The sequence below is a fragment of the Sulfitobacter sp. HI0027 genome (assembly GCF_001634775.1).
GTDB lineage: Bacteria > Pseudomonadota > Alphaproteobacteria > Rhodobacterales > Rhodobacteraceae > Sulfitobacter.
This window is the reverse complement of sequence record NZ_LWER01000193.1, coordinates 16,266-35,404: the sequence shown is the minus strand read 5'-3', so window position 1 is coordinate 35,404 and position 19,139 is coordinate 16,266. Positions and strand designations below refer to the sequence as shown.

Annotated in this window: 16 protein-coding genes and 1 pseudogene; 10 read left to right on the top strand and 7 right to left on the bottom strand. The window is 61.4% G+C overall.

What is annotated here, in order from left to right; all coding sequences use genetic code 11:
* The 4 genes and pseudogenes from A3722_RS12985 to A3722_RS12970 all read right to left on the bottom strand — a co-directional run.
* Nucleotides 1–244, bottom strand: a pseudogene (locus A3722_RS12985) (DUF502 domain-containing protein); the annotation flags it as partial.
* 84 nt (nucleotides 245–328) lie between these two features.
* Entirely contained in the window at nucleotides 329–1,261 is a 933-nt protein-coding gene (locus tag A3722_RS12980; protein ID WP_067916171.1) for a pseudouridine-5'-phosphate glycosidase, read from the bottom strand.
* Complete coding sequence (locus A3722_RS12975; RefSeq protein ID WP_067623801.1) at nucleotides 1,258–2,142, bottom strand: PfkB family carbohydrate kinase; 885 nt, start codon at nucleotides 2,140–2,142, stop codon at nucleotides 1,258–1,260. Before A3722_RS12975 ends, A3722_RS12980 begins: the two co-directional genes overlap by 4 nt.
* Before the next feature lie 42 nt (nucleotides 2,143–2,184).
* Nucleotides 2,185–3,012 (bottom strand): DUF4198 domain-containing protein, encoded by an 828-nt coding sequence (locus tag A3722_RS12970; RefSeq protein ID WP_067623802.1) that lies wholly within the window; start codon nucleotides 3,010–3,012, stop codon nucleotides 2,185–2,187.
* On the opposite strand from A3722_RS12970, the gene A3722_RS12965 reads away from it, so the two are divergent.
* A complete protein-coding gene (locus tag A3722_RS12965) occupies nucleotides 3,011–4,156 on the top strand; it encodes a HupE/UreJ family protein (protein ID WP_067623810.1) in 1,146 nt (381 codons plus the stop codon). The genes A3722_RS12970 and A3722_RS12965 overlap by 2 nt on opposite strands.
* Before the next feature lie 40 nt (nucleotides 4,157–4,196).
* Here the strand turns inward: A3722_RS12965 and A3722_RS12960 are convergent, their stop codons facing one another.
* Nucleotides 4,197–4,820 carry a thiamine phosphate synthase gene (locus A3722_RS12960; protein ID WP_067623812.1) on the bottom strand — a complete coding sequence of 208 codons (624 nt, stop codon included), beginning with the start codon at nucleotides 4,818–4,820 and terminating at the stop codon, nucleotides 4,197–4,199.
* A gap of 157 nt (nucleotides 4,821–4,977) precedes the next feature.
* On the opposite strand from A3722_RS12960, the gene A3722_RS12955 reads away from it, so the two are divergent.
* The 4 genes from A3722_RS12955 to A3722_RS23980 all read left to right on the top strand — a co-directional run bounded on the left by A3722_RS12955 (nucleotide 4,978) and on the right by A3722_RS23980 (nucleotide 9,125).
* Nucleotides 4,978–5,742, top strand: a complete 765-nt coding sequence (locus tag A3722_RS12955) for an RNA methyltransferase (RefSeq protein WP_067623846.1) — start codon at nucleotides 4,978–4,980, stop codon at nucleotides 5,740–5,742.
* Nucleotides 5,743–5,999: 257 nt separating this feature from the next.
* Entirely contained in the window at nucleotides 6,000–7,145 is a 1,146-nt protein-coding gene (gene ctaA / locus A3722_RS12950; protein ID WP_067623814.1) for a heme A synthase, read from the top strand.
* A gap of 3 nt (nucleotides 7,146–7,148) precedes the next feature.
* On the top strand, nucleotides 7,149–8,630 hold the full coding sequence (locus A3722_RS12945; protein ID WP_067623815.1) for a carboxypeptidase M32: 1,482 nt from the start codon (nucleotides 7,149–7,151) through the stop codon (nucleotides 8,628–8,630).
* A 162-nt stretch (nucleotides 8,631–8,792) separates the two neighbouring features.
* The gene (locus A3722_RS23980; RefSeq protein WP_132443330.1) at nucleotides 8,793–9,125 is read left to right on the top strand and encodes a hypothetical protein; all 333 of its coding nucleotides are present in this window, start codon (nucleotides 8,793–8,795) and stop codon (nucleotides 9,123–9,125) included.
* A gap of 125 nt (nucleotides 9,126–9,250) precedes the next feature.
* On the opposite strand, the gene gyrA is transcribed toward A3722_RS23980, so the two are convergent.
* On the bottom strand, nucleotides 9,251–12,001 hold the full coding sequence (gyrA, locus tag A3722_RS12940; RefSeq protein ID WP_067623818.1) for a DNA gyrase subunit A: 2,751 nt from the start codon (nucleotides 11,999–12,001) through the stop codon (nucleotides 9,251–9,253).
* 190 nt (nucleotides 12,002–12,191) lie between these two features.
* On the opposite strand from gyrA, the gene A3722_RS12935 reads away from it, so the two are divergent.
* Entirely contained in the window at nucleotides 12,192–12,461 is a 270-nt protein-coding gene (locus A3722_RS12935; protein ID WP_067623819.1) for an usg protein, read from the top strand.
* 32 nt (nucleotides 12,462–12,493) lie between these two features.
* On the opposite strand, the gene A3722_RS12930 is transcribed toward A3722_RS12935, so the two are convergent.
* Complete coding sequence (locus A3722_RS12930) at nucleotides 12,494–13,441, bottom strand: radical SAM protein (RefSeq protein WP_067623825.1); 948 nt, start codon at nucleotides 13,439–13,441, stop codon at nucleotides 12,494–12,496.
* 160 nt (nucleotides 13,442–13,601) lie between these two features.
* Between A3722_RS12930 and zwf the strand changes: the two genes are divergently transcribed.
* From zwf to A3722_RS12910, 4 genes are all read left to right on the top strand, one after another.
* Entirely contained in the window at nucleotides 13,602–15,065 is a 1,464-nt protein-coding gene (zwf, locus tag A3722_RS12925; RefSeq protein WP_067623827.1) for a glucose-6-phosphate dehydrogenase, read from the top strand.
* Nucleotides 15,062–15,733: a 6-phosphogluconolactonase gene (gene pgl / locus A3722_RS12920; protein ID WP_067623829.1), complete on the top strand. Its 672-nt coding sequence runs from the start codon at nucleotides 15,062–15,064 to the stop codon at nucleotides 15,731–15,733. Before zwf ends, pgl begins: the two co-directional genes overlap by 4 nt.
* Nucleotides 15,730–17,322: a glucose-6-phosphate isomerase gene (pgi, locus tag A3722_RS12915; protein ID WP_201722026.1), complete on the top strand. Its 1,593-nt coding sequence runs from the start codon at nucleotides 15,730–15,732 to the stop codon at nucleotides 17,320–17,322. The genes pgl and pgi overlap by 4 nt, the downstream gene beginning before the upstream one ends.
* A gap of 160 nt (nucleotides 17,323–17,482) precedes the next feature.
* Nucleotides 17,483–19,111 (top strand): long-chain fatty acid--CoA ligase, encoded by a 1,629-nt coding sequence (locus A3722_RS12910; protein WP_067623831.1) that lies wholly within the window; start codon nucleotides 17,483–17,485, stop codon nucleotides 19,109–19,111.
* The last annotated feature ends 28 nt before the right edge of the window (nucleotides 19,112–19,139 follow it).

The following is a 19,139-nucleotide window of genomic DNA, read 5'->3' as shown; positions in this document are numbered from 1 at the left end:
CGCGGACATTGAACTGCATCGACGGGTCAAGGCCAAGGAAATCTTGGAGCAGGCGGTCAGGATGGTAGGCTTTGGGCACCAATGGCAGCACGAAACCGTCGATCCAGCCGACCACGCTCCAGATCAGCCAGATGGTCAGCCCAACGGGCGCAATCACAACCAACCCGGTCAGGAAAGACGCGCGCAGCCTTGCGACAAGGCTGCGCCGGACCTGCGTTGGGTCGGGATCAAAAGGTGTGTTCATCTGCGCCGTTTTCCGAAGAGTTAATCGCAACATAGCTAAGGCGTATGCCCCGGCCCGGCAATGGCTCGACGGTGTTTTTCGCCTTTAACGCGGCAGGTTGACGAGGTTTGCGGCGATCTGGGCCCCCAGCCGGGCATTGTTGCGCACCAATGCGATATTGGCGACCAGCGAGCGGCCCTCGGTCAGTTCAAAGATGCGCTGGAGCAGGAAGGGGGTCACGCCCTTGCCGCTGACACCCTGCGCATCGGCCTCGGATTGGGCCTGCGCGATGATCGGGGCCAGTTCGGCGGCAGGAATTTCCTCATTCGCGGGGATCGGATTGGCCACAAGCTGCCCGCCGGGCAGCCCCATGGCGGCGCGGGTGCGGTGGGCCTTGGCAAGGGCTGCGGCATCGTCAAGACGCAGCGGCGATTGCAGATCGGAGCCTGCGCTCCAGAAGGCGGGGAAGCTGTCTTGACCAACGGTGATGACCGGCACGCCTTGGGTCTCAAGTACTTCCAGCGTTTTCGGGACGTCCAGAATGGCTTTGGCACCCGCGGCGATCACGGTGACGGGGGTCTGCGCCAATTCCATCAGGTCGGCGGAGATGTCAAAGCTGTCTTCCGCGCCTTTGTGCACGCCGCCGATGCCGCCCGTGGCAAAGACTTCGATGCCCGCGAGGTTGGCGGCGATCATGGTGGCGGCGACTGTGGTGGCGCCTGTGCCGCCCGACGCGATGCAGACGGCCATGTCAGCGCGCGAAAGTTTCGCCACATTTTTGGCCTGCGCCAGATCGCTAAGCTGGTCATCGTCCAAGCCAATGTGCAACGCGCCCCGGATCACGGCGATGGTGGCAGGGACAGCCCCGGCATCGCGGATGTCCTGCTCAACCTGCCGCGCCACTTCGAGGTTCTGCGGATAGGGCATGCCATGGGTGATGATGGTGCTTTCCAACGCCACGATCGGTGCGCCGCTTTCGCGGGCCTTGACCACTTCGGCGCTGAAGGTCAGGGGCAGGGCGGAAGGGGCGGTGGTCATATCTTGGTCTCTCCGGAAACGTAAAGGGCGGCAGCGTCAAGTGCGGCCTTGAGGGCGGGTTGCGCGACGGCACCGCCAAGTTCGGCAGCCACATGGGCGGCCATGAATGTGTCGCCTGCGCCCGTCACCCGGGCCACATGGACCGAGGGCGGGGTGAGGGTGATGATATCATCGCCTTGCCCCACGGTGGCGGGGTTGCCGCCGTCTGTCACCACGGCACGGCGCGCGCCACGGGCCAGCAGGGCGCGGGCGGCGGAGGGGGAATCGTCAAAGCTGGCCTGACACAGCAGCCCGGCTTCTTCGAGGTTTACATAAAGCGTGCCGCGCCCCGCTTTAAGGAAAGGCGTCAGCCGCAGTGCCTTGCCGGGAGAGGCGGGGGCCACGCGCAGATCGGCCTTTGCCAACAGCGGGCTTTGCGCCATCCGGGCGAGCAATTCGACGGTGAGGTTGCCATCCAGCGCCACGGCGCCTTCGTAAGGGGCGGGCAGGCTGCCATCCTCCAGCGGGCGCAGAATTTTATCCCCCGCAGCTTCCAGCGAATGGGCATCGGCAATCGCGGCGATAAGCCCGTTAGACCCTTCGACGGCCATATAGCGGTCAGTCGGCAGATCGTCTGAGCGGTAAACGTGATCGGTGATCAGACCGCGCAGAGCGCAGGCGGCGATCAACTCGTCCCCCTCCGCGTCGCGGCCCACGGCGGAAAGCAGCGCGGGCGTCAACCCAAAGCGCGCCAGCGCCATGCCGATGTTCAGCGCCACGCCGCCCGGCAAGCGGGTGATGCGCCCCGGCATGTCAGAGCCTTGGCGCATCGCGTTTTCAGAGCGGCCGATCACGTCCCAAAGGACGGAGCCAATGCACAGGATGTCAGCTGTCTTTGTCATGCGGCGCTTCTAGCCGCCAAATCTGCCCACGTGCAAGCGGCGTTATTGTGGCACCGCAAATGTTAGCGCCGCCCAAAGCGTTTCCCAGACCGGCTGGTCGGGATCGTATCCGGCACCTGTCTGTGCCGCTGCTGCCGGGCGCAGCACCACGGCGTCAAAGAGGTATTCGTGGCCTTCGGTGACTGGAATAACCGCTTCGCCCGCCGCGTCGGTGCGGTGGAGCGAGATGGTCACGCTGTCATCCGGCGCGCGGTCGAATACCTCAACCTGGGCATCGGCGCGAGGTTCATCCTGATAGAAAAGAGCGACCTTCATCTGACCCTCGAAATCCGCGTCATAGGGATTCGTCAGGGCGACAAATTCGGTGGTCATGCCGGTGGGGGCGTCGTCTCCAACGCCTGTACCTGTGGCGATCAGGGTTTTGACGTGGCGTGTATAGCTCTCCACGACTTTTTCCTGCGACCAGCCGTTGGCGCTGTGATCAGCTTCGGCTTTGGGGAAATCTTTGTGTTCCGCGAAGGAAAGGAACTTCTCCCATTCCTCATAGATCACCTTTGAGGGCGTGGTTTCGGCCAGTACAACGACCAGACCATCCCGGCCCGGTGCGGGGACCTGCAGCGCCGGGTTGTCGCCCGCGCGGGGAGAGAGATTATAGGCCTGTCCCTCTACCACGATCTCAAAACGATTGAGCCGGTTGGGGAGATAGGGAAAGGTCGATCCGACAAACTCTTCGCCATTGCGAAAATGGGCTGCGATCTTTTCACCGCTTTCCACTTGATAGTTCAGCGGCGACAGCCAGTATTCATGGGCAACGGCAGGTAATGCCGGTAAGATACTGAAAATAATAGCGGACAACTGGGACAGTTTCATGAAGCGAACTTTCATTTTGTTAAGAACCAAGCTGGCATTGCTTGGGTTAATGTCAAGCGCGATGGTATTTTCCATAGGCGCTGCGGTACAGGCGCATGAGGTCAAACCGACAATCGCGGACCTGACCGTCGCCGAAGGGCGCGCGGTGCTGGCGCTTGAGATTAACCTCGAAGCCCTGCTGGCGGGGATCGACCTCGACACTGTCGAAGACACCGACAATTCCGAGAATGCAGGCGATTACGATGCGCTGCGCAGCCTGCCCGCCGCGCGTATCGCGGCCCGTGCGCCCGAGCTTTTGCCGAACTGGAACAGCCTGCCATTGCTCAGCGTGAATGGCGCGGCCGTGCCTTTGGAAAGTGTGATGATCGAGGTGCCCGAGGGGATCGACGCCGAACTGCCGCGCGACAGTCTTTGGCGGCTGGAGGCGGCAGTGCCTGCAGGGGCCGAGCAGGTGCAGGTGACCTGGCCTGATGGCGCGGGCGCATTGGTGCTGCGCCAGCAGGGGGTGGAAGACCCCTATACCGGCTATCTGGCGGGCGGCGAGAAAAGCCCCGAGATCGCGCTCTCGGGCGGCGATGCGCAAAGCGGTTGGCAAGCCTTCGTCAGCTATATCCCGGTCGGTTTCGACCACATTCTGCCCAAAGGGTTGGATCATATCCTTTTCATTCTGGGCCTGTTCTTCCTGTCGACCCGTCTGCGCCCTTTGATCTGGCAGGTTACCGCCTTCACGCTGGCCCACACGGTCACACTTGCGCTTGGTGCTCTGGGCTGGGTCAATGTGCCCGGTGCCATCGTCGAGCCGCTGATCGCCGCGTCGATCACCTATGTCGCGGTCGAGAATATCTTTCATTCGGCGCTGAACCGTTGGCGGCCCTTGGTGATCTTTGGTTTCGGCCTGCTGCACGGGCTCGGCTTTGCCTCGGTGCTGGGGGACTTTGGCCTGCCAGCAGGGCAATTCGTCCCGGCGCTTATTGGCTTTAATATCGGGGTGGAACTGGGCCAGCTTGCGGTGATCGCCATCGCCTTCGTGCTGGTCGGCTGGGCGATGAAGCGCGATTGGTATCGCCGGGCCATCGCGGTGCCCGCCTCCTGCGTCATCGCGGCGGTCGGGGCCTATTGGTTCATCGAACGGGTATTTCTGTAAGCGCGCGGGCAGCCCTTAACCGGGCTGCCCCAAGGGCCGCTTAGCCCTGCATGGCGGCGATCAGGGTGGCGAGTTCGGCCACCGGATCGTCCTTGTCCCAAATCTCGGTCCCGATGCCGAAAAAGTCGGTCCGGGGGGCAAGGGCGCGGATCATATTGATGTCCAGCGCGCCCTCGGCGACGACGGGCACTTCGATCACTTCGGACCACCATTGAAACAATTCGGCTTCGGCAAAGCTTCCGTCGCCAAGCGTGCTGGCTTGGGTGGGGCCAAAGCTGACGTAATCGGCCCCGGCTTCGCCAGCGGCCATCCCTTCGTGCCGCGATGTGCCGCAGAAAGAACCGACGATCGCATCTTCGCCCAGTTCTTTGCGGGCATGGCGCACGGTGCGCGCGGCATCGCTCAGGTGTACCCCGTCAAGGCCGAGCTTTTCGACCATCAGCAGGTGATCCGAGATCACCAAGGCCACATCGCGCGCATGGGTCACCTCGCGCAGCGCGTCACCGGCGCGCGACAGACGGTCTTCGTCGCGGGTTGAGAGGGCCATCCGCACACAGGCGACCGGATGCGCGTCCAGCACGGCGGCCAGTTGCGCGGGGAATTGGCTCAGCTCAACTTCGGGTGGGGTGATAAGGTAAATCTGCGGCTGTTCTGGCGCGTCCATGGTCCTATCCTTAATCGGGTCCGGGGCCTTAATCGGGTCTGGGGCCCTGCTCGGGTCTGGAGGTCTGACTAGCGCAAGGCGCTGCAAAAGAAAACGGATATGCGTCTGTGGCGCGGGCTTTCTTGCGGTGGTGCGGCGCAGGGGCTATGAGGCGCGCATGACCCAGACAACATCCTCCTCCGTCCAGCCTGCGCCGATCCCGGCCATCGTGCTTGTCCGCCCACAGATGGGCGAGAACATCGGCGCCGCGGCGCGCGCGATGTGGAACTTTGGCCTAGATCACATGCGCGTCGTGGCCCCGCGCGACGGTTGGCCTAGCCAATCTGCCGTGGCCATGGCCTCGGGCGCAGGGCGGCTGTTGGATGAGGCGCAGCATTGCGACGATCTGCCGGGCGCGCTTAGCGATTGCAATTTCACCTTTGCCACCACCGCGCGCGGCCGCGACCTGACCAAGCCGGTCTACAGCCCCGAAGCGGCGATGCGGCTGGCCGCGGAAAAGATCGCGGCGGGCCAACGGGTTGCGGTGCTTTTCGGGCCAGAGCGGGCCGGGCTTGAGAACGAGGATATCGCGCAGGCAAACGCCATCGTCTCGGTCCCGGTGAACCCGAAATTCGCCTCGCTCAACCTCGCGCAATGTGTGCTTTTGATGTCCTATGAATGGATGCGCGCACAGGGTGAAGTGACGCATGAGGTGACCGAGATGGCGGGCACCGACTGGGCCAAAGGAGCCGAGGTCGACCATCTGGCGCGGCATTACGAGGAACGGTTGGAAGAGGCGGGTTTCTTCTACCCCGAGCACAAAACGGCGTCGATGAAGCTGAACCTGCGCAACATGTGGTCGCGGATGCCGCTGACTCGAGCGGATGTTCAGATGCTGCATGGGATCCTGCGGCAAATGGTCCGCTGGAAGAACAAGGGCTGAGGGCCAGCGGCTGCCCGTGGGGTGGCGATGCATTGGGTGGTTCATGCCACTTTATCGTGCAGCGTCAACGCTTTGTCGCGAAGGCGCACCCAGCCTCACCAAATCGCCTCCCCGTGGGGCGGGCAGGCGATGGCCCGGCGCCTGCGGCTTGGCTCCGGGCTGGGCTGCCTCTGCACCGTTTCGAACATAACTCACCCCGCTAGACCTTTCCCCGCCCATGGCATACCACTGCATCCAAACGGAAAATGAGGCGCGCCATGGCGGAAAAACGCAAACTTTTCGAAGAGGTCGGCACCGACCAACCCAGCCGTGCCCCGGTGCAAACCGGCGGCATCGACAAGGGCCGTGGCGGCGCACGCGGCCCGATCCGGATTTGGCTGATGATCCTCTTCGCGCTGGTCTTTGTCATGATCGCCGTGGGCGGGCTGACGCGGCTGACCGACTCTGGGCTCAGCATCACCGAATGGCGCCCCGTAACCGGTGCCCTGCCACCGATGACTGAGGCCGACTGGCAGTCTGAGTTCGATAAATACAAGCAGATCGACGAGTTTCAGGTCCAGAACTCTTGGATGGAACTCTCTGATTTCAAAAGTATTTACTGGTGGGAGTGGGGGCATCGGCAACTTGGCCGGGTGATTGGCCTCGTCTGGGTTTTGGGCTTTCTCTACTTCCTGCTTCGGCGTCAAATTCCGGTGGGCTGGAACAAGCGCCTGCTTTTCATCGGTGCATTGGGCGGCGCGCAGGGGGCGATTGGCTGGTGGATGGTCGCTTCGGGGGTGACCAGCGGGCAGGGGGTGACGGATGTGGCCTCTTACCGTTTGGCGACCCATCTCGGCCTCGCCTTTGTCATCCTTGGATTTATCACATGGTATGTGCTGTTGCTGGGCCGCAGCGAACGCGACCTGATTCAGGCCCGCCGCGCCAAGGAGGCCAAGCAGTTCGGCATGGCCACGGGGTTGTTGCATTTTGCAGCGTTGCAAATCCTGCTGGGCGCGCTGGTGGCTGGGATTGACGCAGGCCGCTACTTCGTCGACTGGCCGCTGATGCAGGGGCAGTTCTTCCCGCCAGAGGCTTTCGATATCACGCCCACATGGCGCAACTTCTTTGAAAATCCCGGGCTGGTGCAATTCATGCACCGGATGGCGGGCTATCTGCTCTTTGCATTCGGCGTGGTCGTCTGGCTGCGCGGTCGCCGTTCGGCCCATGCGCGGTCGCGCTTTGCGTTTAATGCGGTGATGGCGGCGCTGGCCTTGCAGGTGGTTCTGGGCATCACCACGGTGCTTTATGCCGCTCCGGTGCATCTGGCGCTGGCGCATCAGGCGTTGGCCGTTCTGCTCTGGGTGTTGATCCTGCGGGCGCGTTTCCTTGCGGCCTATCCCGTCGCCACATCGCTGAGAGGCTGAGACATGACTGCATATGACGAATTGATGGCCTTTCAGCGCGAGACCGAAGCGTTGGCGCAGGTCGCGGGGCGGCTCGGCTGGGACCAAGAAACGGTCATGCCCCGCGGCGCCGCGCCCCAGCGGGGCGAGGAGATGGCGGCGATGGAAAGCGTGCTGCACGCCCGCCGCATCGACCCGCGTATCGCCGATTGGCTGGGCCGTATTGAAACGGCGGGTCTGGACGCGGTGGGGCAGGCCAATCTGCGCCACATCAAACGCGATTTTGACCGTGCGACCCGTGTCCCCGCCGATCTGGCGGCGCGGATCGCCCGTGTCACCTCCGCCGCCCAAGGCACATGGGCCGAGGCCCGTGCCGCCGACGATTTCGCGGCCTTCGCTCCTACCTTGAAAGAAGTGATCGCCCTCAAACGGGAAGAGGGGGCTGCGCTGGCCGAGGGGCGCGATATCGGTATCTACGACGCGATGCTAGAAGACTATGAGCCCGGCACCACAGCGGCGGACCTCGAAGCCATGTTCGGCGCGCTGCGCCCAAAGTTGGCCGAACTGCGCGCCGCCGTGCGGGAGGCCGAAGCGCCACCGGTGCTGGAAGGGGTTTTCGACGAAGCGGCGCAGATGACCCTGACCGCCAAACTGGCGCGGCGCTTTGGCTATGATCTGGCCACCGGGCGGATCGACAAGGCGGTGCATCCTTTCTCATCGGGCTCGGGTTTGGACGTCCGGATCACCACAAGGACTAATGCGCTTGACCCGTTCAACTGCTTTTATTCGACAGTGCATGAGGTTGGCCACGCCGCCTATGAACAGGGAATCGACAGCGCCTACCTGCTGACCCCGCTGGGGCGCGGGGTGTCGATGGGGGTGCATGAAAGCCAGAGCCGAATCTATGAGAATCAAATTGGCCGCAGCCGCGCCTTCACCGGATGGCTCTACGGCGAGATGACGGCTGTCTACGGCGACTTTGGCGTGCCGGATTCCGAGACATTTTACAGAATCGTCAACCGCGTGTCGGATGGCTTCATCCGAACCGAGGCTGACGAGCTGCAATATAACCTTCATGTCCTGCTGCGGTTCGACCTTGAACGTGCGCTGATGTCGGGCGATCTGCAGGTCGACGGGTTGGAAGCCGGATGGAACGATCGGTTCGAGGCCGATTTCGGCTACGCGGTTGACCGTCCCTCAAACGGGGTCTTGCAGGATGTCCATTGGTCCGTCGGACTATTGGGGTATTTCCCAACCTACAGCCTCGGCAATGTCTATGCGGGATGCCTTCATGAGGCACTGCGGAAAGCGGTACCTGATCTTGATGACGCCTTGGCAAGAGGAGATACAAGCACGGCCACCGCATGGCTGCGCGAGAACGTGCAGCAGCACGGCGGGCTCTACGAGCCGCGAGAGGTGATCGCGCGGGCTTGCGGAAAGCCGCCGACGGAGGCGCCTTTGCTGACTTATCTGGAGAATAAGTTCAAAGATTTGTACAATATTTAAGGATGCAAGACCGGGAACAATCGAGCGTTGACGGGGTTGCTTAAACAGCGGGCACTGCTTTGGTTCTTAACTATGCCTTAACATTTCGCCTTTGCGCTGCTCTCGTTTATATGCGATGGTGCAGTGAGTTTAAAATTTGACGAGATACAGGAGTACCTAGACGTGAAAATTCTTGCAACGGTGGCGGCGACTATCGCTCTTTCGGGTGCTGCATTCGCCCAAACGACAACACAGGCAGCTGTTCTTGGCGCATCGGACGATAGCGTCTATTCGCTTCAGGTTCAGGGCGCTAACGGCATCATCTACAACTGTAAGCCGAATCCAGTGACGGTTGACGGCAATACTGCACGTGTTTGCGTTCGTGCTGATGGCGCTGGTCTCTTCGAAGCGGGCGCTGGCCTGGGTGGTGGCGCTGCTGCAGCCGGTGCGGCTCTGGTCCTGATTGCCATTGCGTCGGGCTCGTCTTCTTCGACTACAACAACGACTACCAACTAAGCCTTAACGAAAGCTTAAGTTGGAAAAACCCCCGCGCTGATAGCGCGGGGGTTTTTTTATTGCTGGATAGTCTGTCGAAAAAAACGCCCCCCACGTTTTCGCGCAGGGGGCGGAGCGGCTGCCGATTATTCGGCGGCGCTGCTTCCTTCTTCGCCTTCATCTTCTTCGTTGCCCTGATCGGCGATCCAAGCGACGCTGACGACTTCCTCGTTCTTGCCGGTGCTGAACACCTTCACGCCGCCTGCGCTGCGCGAGCGGAAGGAAATCCCCTCAACCGGGACGCGGATCGACTGGCCTTTGGAGGTTGCAAGCATCACCTGATCGGACATTTCCACCGGGAAACAGGCGACGATAGGGCCATGGGCCATTGCCTTGGTCCAAGCGGTCACACCCATGCCGCCGCGGCCGCGGACCGGGTAATCATGGGCCGAGGAAACCTTGCCCGCGCCCTTTGCGGTGATCGTCAGGATCAGATCTTCGGCTGCCGACATTTCCGCATAGCGTTCGGTGCTGAGCTGCCCGGCTTGAACCTGCTCTTCCTCGTCGTCGCTGCTTTCGTCATCGGTCAGCCCGGCCATCAGGCGGCGCTGTTTGAGATAGGCGACACGTTCTTCCGAGCTTGCCTCGAAATGCCGGATCACGGACATGGAGACGAGGTTGTCATCTTCGCCCAAACGGATGCCGCGCACACCGACGGAGTTGCGCGAGTTGAAGACCCGCACGTCGGTCGCCGGGAAGCGGATTGCCCGGCCTGCGTCGGTGACCAGCATCACGTCATCGTCGTTCGAGGCGATGCGCGCGTTGATCAGCGTGGTGCCCTCGTGTTCGCCTTCGAACTTCATCGCGATCTTGCCGTTGGACTTCACATTGGTGAAATCCGACAGCTTGTTGCGCCGCACGGTCCCGGCGGAGGTGGCAAAGATTACCTGTAGGTCGTCCCAATCCTTTTCATCCCGGTCCACGGGCATAATCGCGGCGATGGAAACCCCGGTGGGTATGGGCAGAATGTTCACGATGGCCTTGCCCTTGGCAGTGCGGGCCCCCTGCGGCAGCCGCCATGTCTTCAGCTTGTAGACCATGCCATCGGTGGTGAAGAACAAAAGCTGCGTATGGGTATTGGCAACGAAGAGGTTGGTGACAACATCCTCTTCCTTGGTCTGCATGCCCGAAACACCCTTGCCGCCCCGGCGCTGCGCGCGGAAGTCGGCCAGCGGCGTGCGTTTGATGTAGCCGCCGGAAGTCACGGTCACGACCATGTCCTCGCGCGCAATGAGGTCTTCGTCGTCCATGTCGCCCGACCAGTCGACGATCTCTGTCCGGCGCGGCACGGCGAATTGCTCGCGCACCTCGCGCAGCTCGTCCGAGATGATGCCGAGGATGCGCTCACGGGAGCCGAGAATTTCGAGGTATTCCTTGATCTTACCGGCCAACTCTTCCAGCTCGTCGGTGACTTCCTTGACGCCGATCTGGGTCAGGCGCTGCAGACGCAGTTCAAGAATCGCGCGGGCCTGCGCCTCGGAAAGGTTATAGGTGCCATCGTCATTCGCGGTATGGGTCGGATCGTCGATCAAGGCAATATAGGGCAAGATGTCTTCGGCGGGCCAGCGGCGGGTCATCAGCTTTTCGCGTGCCTCGGCCGCGTCGGCAGAGGCGCGGATGGTGGCGACAACCTCGTCGATGTTGGTGACGGCCACGGCCAAACCACAAAGGATGTGGCTACGTTCGCGTGCCTTGCGCAGCAGATAGGCGGTGCGGCGGGCGACAACTTCTTCGCGGAAGTCGATGAAGTAGCTGAGGAACTTGCGCAGCGTCAGCTGTTCGGGGCGGCCCCCGTTCAGGGCCAGCATGTTGCAGCCGAAATAGGTCTGCATCGGCGTGAAACGGTAAAGCTGGTTCATTACCACTTCGGCAGTCGCGTCGCGTTTCAATTCGACCACCACGCGCACGCCGTTGCGGTCGCTTTCGTCTTGAACGTGGGAAATGCCCTCGATTTTCTTGTCACGGACCTGTTCGGCGATCTTTTCGATCATCGAGGCCTTGTTGACCTGATAGGGGATCTCGTCGATGACGATGGCCCAGCGGTCTTTGCGGATTTCTTCGACCCGCGTTTTGGCGCGGATCACCACGCTGCCACGCCCCTCAAGGTAGGCTTTGCGCGCGCCGGAACGCCCCAGCATAATGCCGCCTGTCGGGAAATCGGGGCCGGGGACGTAGTCGATCAACTGTTCAGAGGTGAGGTCCGGGTCGTCAATCAGCGCGAGGCAGGCGTCGATCACCTCACCAAGGTTGTGCGGCGGGATGTTGGTTGCCATGCCGACGGCGATACCGCCCGCGCCATTGACCAGCATGTTGGGAAAGCGCGCGGGCAGGACAGTCGGTTCCTGCTGCTTGCCATCATAGTTGTCTTGGAAATCAACGGTTTCCTTGTCGATGTCCGCCAATAGATAGGCGGCCGGCTTGTCCATGCGCACCTCGGTGTAACGCATCGCTGCCGGGTTATCCCCGTCCATCGAGCCGAAGTTGCCCTGACCGTCCAAGAGCGGCAGCGACATGGAGAAATCCTGCGCCATCCGAACCAGCGCGTCATAAATCGCACTATCGCCATGCGGGTGGTACTGGCCCATGACATCGCCCACCGGGCGGGCAGATTTGCGGTAGGCTTTCTCATGCGTGTTGCCGGTCTCATGCATCGCATAAAGGATGCGGCGGTGCACCGGTTTCAGGCCATCGCGGAGATCGGGAATCGCGCGGCTGACGATCACGCTCATCGCGTAGTCCAGATAGGACGTGCGCATCTCGTGTTCGATGGTCACCGACGGCCCGTGAAAGATGGGCTTTTCGTCTGCGTTTTCAGGGGTATCCGGCGTATCGGTCACGTATTTTGCCCACCATTTTTATGGTTCTATATCTTGGGGTTTTCTATAGCAGACGGGGCATATCAGGTGCAATGGCTGTGGCCGAAACGCACTGGCAGCACTCTAGCTCAAGTGCCAACATGCTGTTTTCATTGAAAAGTAATTCTCACCGCGCAAACTTGTCATACAGAGGCAGCAAAGGAGGCGCAACATGCCCCGCAGTGAAACCGAAATGATGCTGAAAGGTTACGGGCTGACCACGGCAGAGTTCTTTTATCATATGCCCGACTATAGTCATGTGCTGAACAGCTATATCTGGCAGGACTACGATATCGCGCCAGACCATCCGCGCCTATTCGAATTCGTCGAATTCTGGCGCGCGGAACTGGATGGGCCGCTGCATTCGGTCCGTTTCACGCATCGGAAACTAATCGGTCCCGGTGAGTGGCAGAACCAAGTGGGCGAGTTCACGCTACATTAAGCCAAAAGGCAGCCATCCAAAGGGCAGGGGCGTCAGGCCGAACAGCTCGCCCCGCCCAAGACACAGAACTTTGCACAGTGCGGGTGGTTCAATGCCACATCACGCTCCGCCTCGGCCAAGGTCGTGCCAAGCTCGAACTCCGGGTCGTAGGGCAGCAGGGTGCAGGCCAGCACGGCAGGCTTCTCAGCACCATTGCGTTTTACCACCATACGAGAGGAAGAGCACATCACCGCATTTGGCGAAATATCCAAAATGCCCCAGCAGGCGGTTGTGATCTCTGGAACTTCAACGGCTTCGTCCATCTCAGGGAAAAGCACGGTCATGCCGGGATCCTGCGCGTCGATGTCAAAGCCGTGCTCGGCGTAAAAGGCGGCATAGCCCGCGCGGCTGTCGGCATCGCTATCGGCAAAGATCGAGCGCCCCGCCACGGCCATGCGGAACCCATTGTCGCGCAGCCATTCCATGCCGAGCAGCGTCTTGTCAAAAGCGCCTTCACCGCGCTCTGCGTCATGCAGATCGCGGCGGTAGTGATCGACGGAGATACGAAAGGTCATCTTGCCGGGATAGGCATCGCGCAGCCGCAACAGACCGTTTTGCACCGATTTGCGCATCATCGGGCGCATGGCGTTAGTAAGGATCAACACCTCATAGCCGCGCGCCAGTGAGGCTTCGGTGATCTCGATCATCTGCGGGTTCATGAAGGGCTCGCCCCCGGTAAAGGCGATTTCGCGCACCGGCCAGTCGCGCTCGACAATCTGGTCGAGATAGTCGCGTACCTCTTCGGCGGTGATATAGACCAGCGCGTCATTCTTGGGGCTGGAGGCGATGTAGCAGTTCACACATTCGATATTGCACAGGGTGCCCGTGTTGAACCAAAGCGTTTCCGCCCCGCGCAGAGCGACGGTGGCGCGCGGTTCCCCCTTGGCGGTCACCGCCGGGTTCAGGAACTTGCCCTCGTTTGCTTGCGCAGTATCTTTCATGATTGGTCCTTGCGTGATCCCGTGTGTTCCTATCCAGTTGTGGTAAGCTATTGCGACCCTGCCTAAAAGTCCAAGCTGCGGGGCGCACAGTCTTGTGAACTGGGTAAAAATAAGTATGTTTGCGCTAACTCTGCTATCTCGCACAGACAAGGATTGATCAATGGTTTCGCGTGTTATCCCTGTCGACCCTTTCGATCTGGTCATCTTTGGCGGCACCGGAGATCTGGCCCGGCGCAAGATTTTGCCCGGTCTATACCGCCGTTATTGTGCGGGCCAAATGCCCGAAGAAGCGCGGATCATCGGCGCCGCGCGGACCGAGATGGACGCCGCAGGCTACCGCGAGATGGTGGCCGAAGCGATCGAAGAGTTCGGCGGCAAGGACGCCTGCGATAACCTCGATGCCTTTCTGGCCAAGCTCGACTATGTCGCCATTGACGCACGCGGAGAGACCGGCTGGGCCGAGCTGCAAGACCTGATGTCCGGCAAGGACCGGATCGAGGTCTATTACTTCTCCGTCGCGCCGGGGCTTTTCGGCGATCTGGCTGAACGCTTGCAGCAATGGGGCATGGCGGGCGCGGAATGCCGGATCGTCGTCGAAAAACCCTTTGGCCGCGATCTGGAGAGTGCGCGCGCGCTCAACGCGACATTGGCCACCTATTTTAAAGAGCAGCAGATCTACCGGATCGATCACTATCTCGGCAAAGAGACGGTGCAAAACCTCATGGCCGTGCGTTTCGGCAATATGCTGTTCGAGCCTCTGTGGAACCGCCAATATGTCGACCACATCCAAATCACCGTGGCCGAGACTGTTGGCGTCGGCGGGCGTGGGGAATACTACGACAAATCCGGTGCGATGCGGGACATGGTGCAAAACCACCTGATGCAGCTTTTGTGCCTGATCGCGATGGAGCCGCCCGCGCGTTTCGACCCCGATGCGGTGCGCGACGAAAAGCTGAAAGTGATCCGCGCGATCGACCCGGTGTTGCCGCATCATCTGGTTCGCGGTCAGTACGAGGCCGAAGAGGGCAATGAAGAAGAGGCGCCAAGCTACCGCGACGCCGTCGACAACCCGCGCTCGCGGACCGAGAGTTTTGTGGCGCTCAAGGCCCATATCAGCAATTGGCGCTGGCATGGCACGCCGTTTTATCTGCGCACCGGCAAACGCATGGTGGCGCGATCCAGCGAAATCACTGTGGTTTTCAAGGACACGCCCCATTCGATCTTTGCCGAAGACGCAGGCCGCCACCGCAATGTGCTGTCGATCCGCCTGCAACCGAACGAAGGCATCACCCTTGGCGTGACGATCAAGGAACCGGGCCCGGGGGGCATGCGTCTGGTCGATGTGCCGCTCGACATGACCTTTGCCGAGGCGCTCGGCCCCGATGGGGGCGATCAGGTCGATGCCTATGAGCGGCTTATCATGGACGTGATCCGGGGCAACCAGACATTGTTCATGCGCGACGACGAGGTCGAGGCCGCCTGGGCCTGGACCGATCCGATCATCCAAGGCTGGGAGGCCCGTCACGACGTGCCCAAACCCTATGACAGCGGCTCTGCCGGGCCGACGGATGCGACAGAAATGATGCGGCGCGATGGCCGTGAATGGCGAAAGGTATCCCCATGAACATCATCGAATATGCGGACCGCGAAATGCTGGTGATGAATGTCGCCAACAAACTGGCGGGCAAGCTGAAATCGGCGCTTTCGGGCAATGACCGCGTGTCTTTCGCGGTGCCGGGCGGCTCTACCCCCGGGCCGATCTTTGAAATGCTCAGTGCCACCGATCTGGATTGGGACCGGGTCGATGTGATGCTGACCGATGAACGCTGGGTCGATGAGCATGATCCGCTGTCGAACGCGCGTTTGGTGCGCGAGCATCTGTTGAACGACCGCGCCGCCGCGGCACGGTTCATCCCCTTTTTCCGTGCTGGTCTGTCGCCGGGCGAAGGGGCAGAGGCCGTGGCCCCCAGTCTGGCCAGCCATATGCCGATCTCTGTCCTGCTGCTTGGCATGGGCGATGACATGCATACGGCATCGCTTTTCCCCGGCGACCCCGGCCTGCCTGACGCCTTGGCCGCTGATGCGCCACTGCTGTGCCCGGTCTACCCCGAGGGGCAGCCCACCGCGCGGGTCACGCTTCCTGCGCATGTCTTGGATGGGGCGCTGAACAAACATCTCGTGATTTTCGGGGAAGAGAAACGCGCCGCCCTTGAGCGCGCGCAGGGGCTTTCCCCCGATGAGGCGCCGATCGCAGCGGTGCTGGATGAAACTGAAGTTTACTGGGCGGCATGATGAGCATTTGGCAAGACCTTCAAGAGCGGCAAAACGCCGTGGCGGACCGCAAGATAACCGCGCTGTTCGATGACCCGAACCGCGCCGAGGATTTCTCGCTCCGCACGCAGCACATGCTGTTTGACTACGCAAAGACCAATATTGACGCTGGTGCCCGCGCGGCGCTGTTGCAGCTGGTAGAAAACGCCAAGGTCACTGAGCGTCGCGATGCGATGTTCGCGGGCGCGCCGATCAATGAAACCGAAGGCCGCGCAGTATTGCACACGGCTCTGCGCAACCTTGATGGCGGGCCGGTCGAGGTGGCGGGCGAAGATGTCATGCCGCAGGTCCGCGACACGCTGGCGCGGATGCGCAGCTTTGCCGATCAGGTGCGCGGCGGCGACATCACGGATGTGGTCAATATCGGGATCGGCGGCTCGGACCTTGGCCCCGCCATGGCAACCCGCGCACTGACGCCCTATCACGATGGGCCGCGCTGCCATTTCGTCTCCAACGTCGATGGCGCGCATATTGCCGATACGCTGCGGGGGCTGGATGCCAAGACGACTTTGGTGATCGTCGCCTCCAAGACCTTTACCACCATTGAGACCATGACCAACGCGCGCACCGCGCGGGCGTGGATGCAGGACCATGGCGGTGACCCGGCTGCGCAATTCGCAGCCCTCAGCACCGCTGATGACAAGACCGCCGAGTTTGGGATCGACCCCGCGCAGGTCTTCGGCTTTGAGGATTGGGTCGGGGGGCGTTATTCCGTCTGGGGGCCCATTGGCCTTTCGCTGATGATCGCCATTGGCCCCAAGGCCTTTGACAGCTTTCTGCGCGGCGCGCAGGAGATGGACCGCCATTTCTGCGGTGCCGAACCGGCTGAGAATATGCCGATCCTTCTGGCGCTGGTGGGCATCTGGCACAACCAAATCTGCGGCCATGCCACCCGCGCGGTGCTGCCCTATGATCAACGGCTTGAGATGCTGCCCGACTACCTGCAACAGCTTGAGATGGAATCGAATGGCAAGGGCGTGCAGATGGATGGGTCTGACAGCCCGCGTCACACCGGCCCAGTGGTCTGGGGGGCGGCAGGTACCAATGGGCAGCATGCTTTCTATCAGTTGATCCACCAAGGCACCCGTGTGATTCCTTGCGAGTTTCTGGTCGCGGCCAAAGGGCATGAGCCTGACTTGCAGCATCACCACGACCTGCTGATCGCCAATTGCCTCGCCCAATCCGAAGCGCTGATGCGCGGGCGGTCATTGGAAGAAGCGCGGGCCATCATGCGCGACGCGGGGCTTGCGGGCGATGAGCTTGAGCGGCAAGCGCGCCACCGTGTTTTCCCCGGCAACCGGCCCTCAACCACGCTGGCCTATGAAACGCTCGATCCCTTCACGCTGGGCCGGATCATCGCGCTTTATGAGCATCGCGTCTTTGTCGAGGGGGTGATCCTCGGCATTAACTCGTTCGATCAATGGGGCGTGGAACTGGGCAAGGAATTGGCCAAGTCGCTCCAGCCGCTGGTCGAAGGAGAGGTCTCCGCCGAGGGTAAGGATGGCTCCACCGCCGGGTTGATCGGCTATATCCACCAACATCGCGGCTAGCGCTGCATCCCAAGTTGATTGAAAAACCGCGCAGGCAAACCCCGCCTGCGCGCTCTATTTTGCTGTCTATCGTTGCCGATTTCGACTTGCCGGAGGGGAAGGCTTGCAACTGCCCCGACCTTTGGACAGTCTCAAAGCAAATGATTGGAGGATCCCCATTATGCTTGGCCAAATGATGTCGCAGCCGCTGCTGATCTCAAGCCTGATTTCCCATGCCGAACGCTATCACCCCGAGGGGGAGATTATCTCGGTTTCGACCACGGGCGGGGTTAAGGAAACCAACTGGGGTAAGGTGGCCGAGAACGCGCGGCGCTTGGGCTCGGCCCTGACCGATTTGGGGCTGTCACCGCAGGCCCGCTGCGGGACCATCGCGTGGAACAACCGCCGGCATTTGGAGATCTACTTTGGCACCTCCGGCGCGGGCTTTGTCTGCCATACGATCAACCCCCGTCTCTTTGCCGATCAACTGATTTATATCCTCAATCACGCGGCGGATGAGGTGCTGTTCATCGACAAGACCTTCGTGCCTCTGGTCGCCGCAATCCGCGACAAGCTGGAGCATCTCAAGCACCTCGTGTTGATGTCCGGCCCTGATGCCGAGGCCGCCGAGGCGCTGCCGGAGCTGATCTTCTACGACGAGTTGGTGGCCTCAGGGGACGCGGATTTCGACTGGCCCGATCTGGATGAGAATACGGCGTCGAGCCTGTGCTACACCTCTGGCACGACGGGCAATCCCAAGGGCGTGCTCTATTCCCACCGCTCGACCGTGCTGCATTCATTTGGCATCAACATGGCCGACAGCATTGCGATCTCTGCGCGGGACATCGTGATGGCCGTGGTGCCGATGTTCCACGTCAATGCTTGGGGCTGCCCCTATGCCAGCGCCATGACCGGCGCGCGGATGGTGCTGCCGGGGCCGAACCTTGATGGGGCGTCGCTGGTGGGCTTGATCGACAATTACCGCGTCTCTCTGGCGCTCGGCGTGCCGACGATCTGGCAGGGGCTCTTGGCGGCGGCCAAGAAGTCGGGCAGCGAACTTACAAGCCTTGAGCGCACCGTGGTCGGCGGCTCGGCCTGTCCTCCGTCGATGATCAAGACCTTCCGCGAAGACTATGGCGTCGAGACGATCCACGCTTGGGGCATGACCGAGATGTCGCCCGTGGGCAGCGTCAACAAACCCTTGGCAAAACATGGTGAATTGCCCGAAGACGCCCAGCACAAGCTACGCGAGAACCAAGGCCGCCCGGTCTTTGGTGTTGAGCTTGAGATTTGGGACGACGAAGGCAAGCCGCTGCCCCATGACGGCGAAACCCAAGGGGCGCTGGTCACGCGCGGGCATTGGATTTTGGACGCCTATTATCAATCCGACCGCGACAGCACCCTGCGCGATGGCTGGTTCGACACTGGAGATATCGCGACAATGGACAAGGACGGCTATATCACCATCCGTGACCGTGCCAAGGATATCATCAAATCGGGCGGCGAATGGATCAGCTCGGTCGAGCTAGAGAATATCGCCATCGCCCATCCTGATCTGGCCGATGCCGCCGTGATCGGTGCGACCCATCCCAAATGGGACGAGCGCCCGGTTCTGGTCGCGGTAAAGGCCGAAGGGGCCGATCCGTCAGAAGCGGATATCCTAAAGGTCTTTGAAGACCAGATCGCCAAATGGCAGGTGCCGGATCGCGTGGTCTTTGCTGAGGCCCTGCCGCGCAATGCGACCGGCAAAGTGCTGAAACGCGATCTACGGGACCGTTTCGGTGATGTGTTGATGCAGGGCGAAAGCTGAGGTAGGCCGCCCCGGTCCGCTTTGGGCT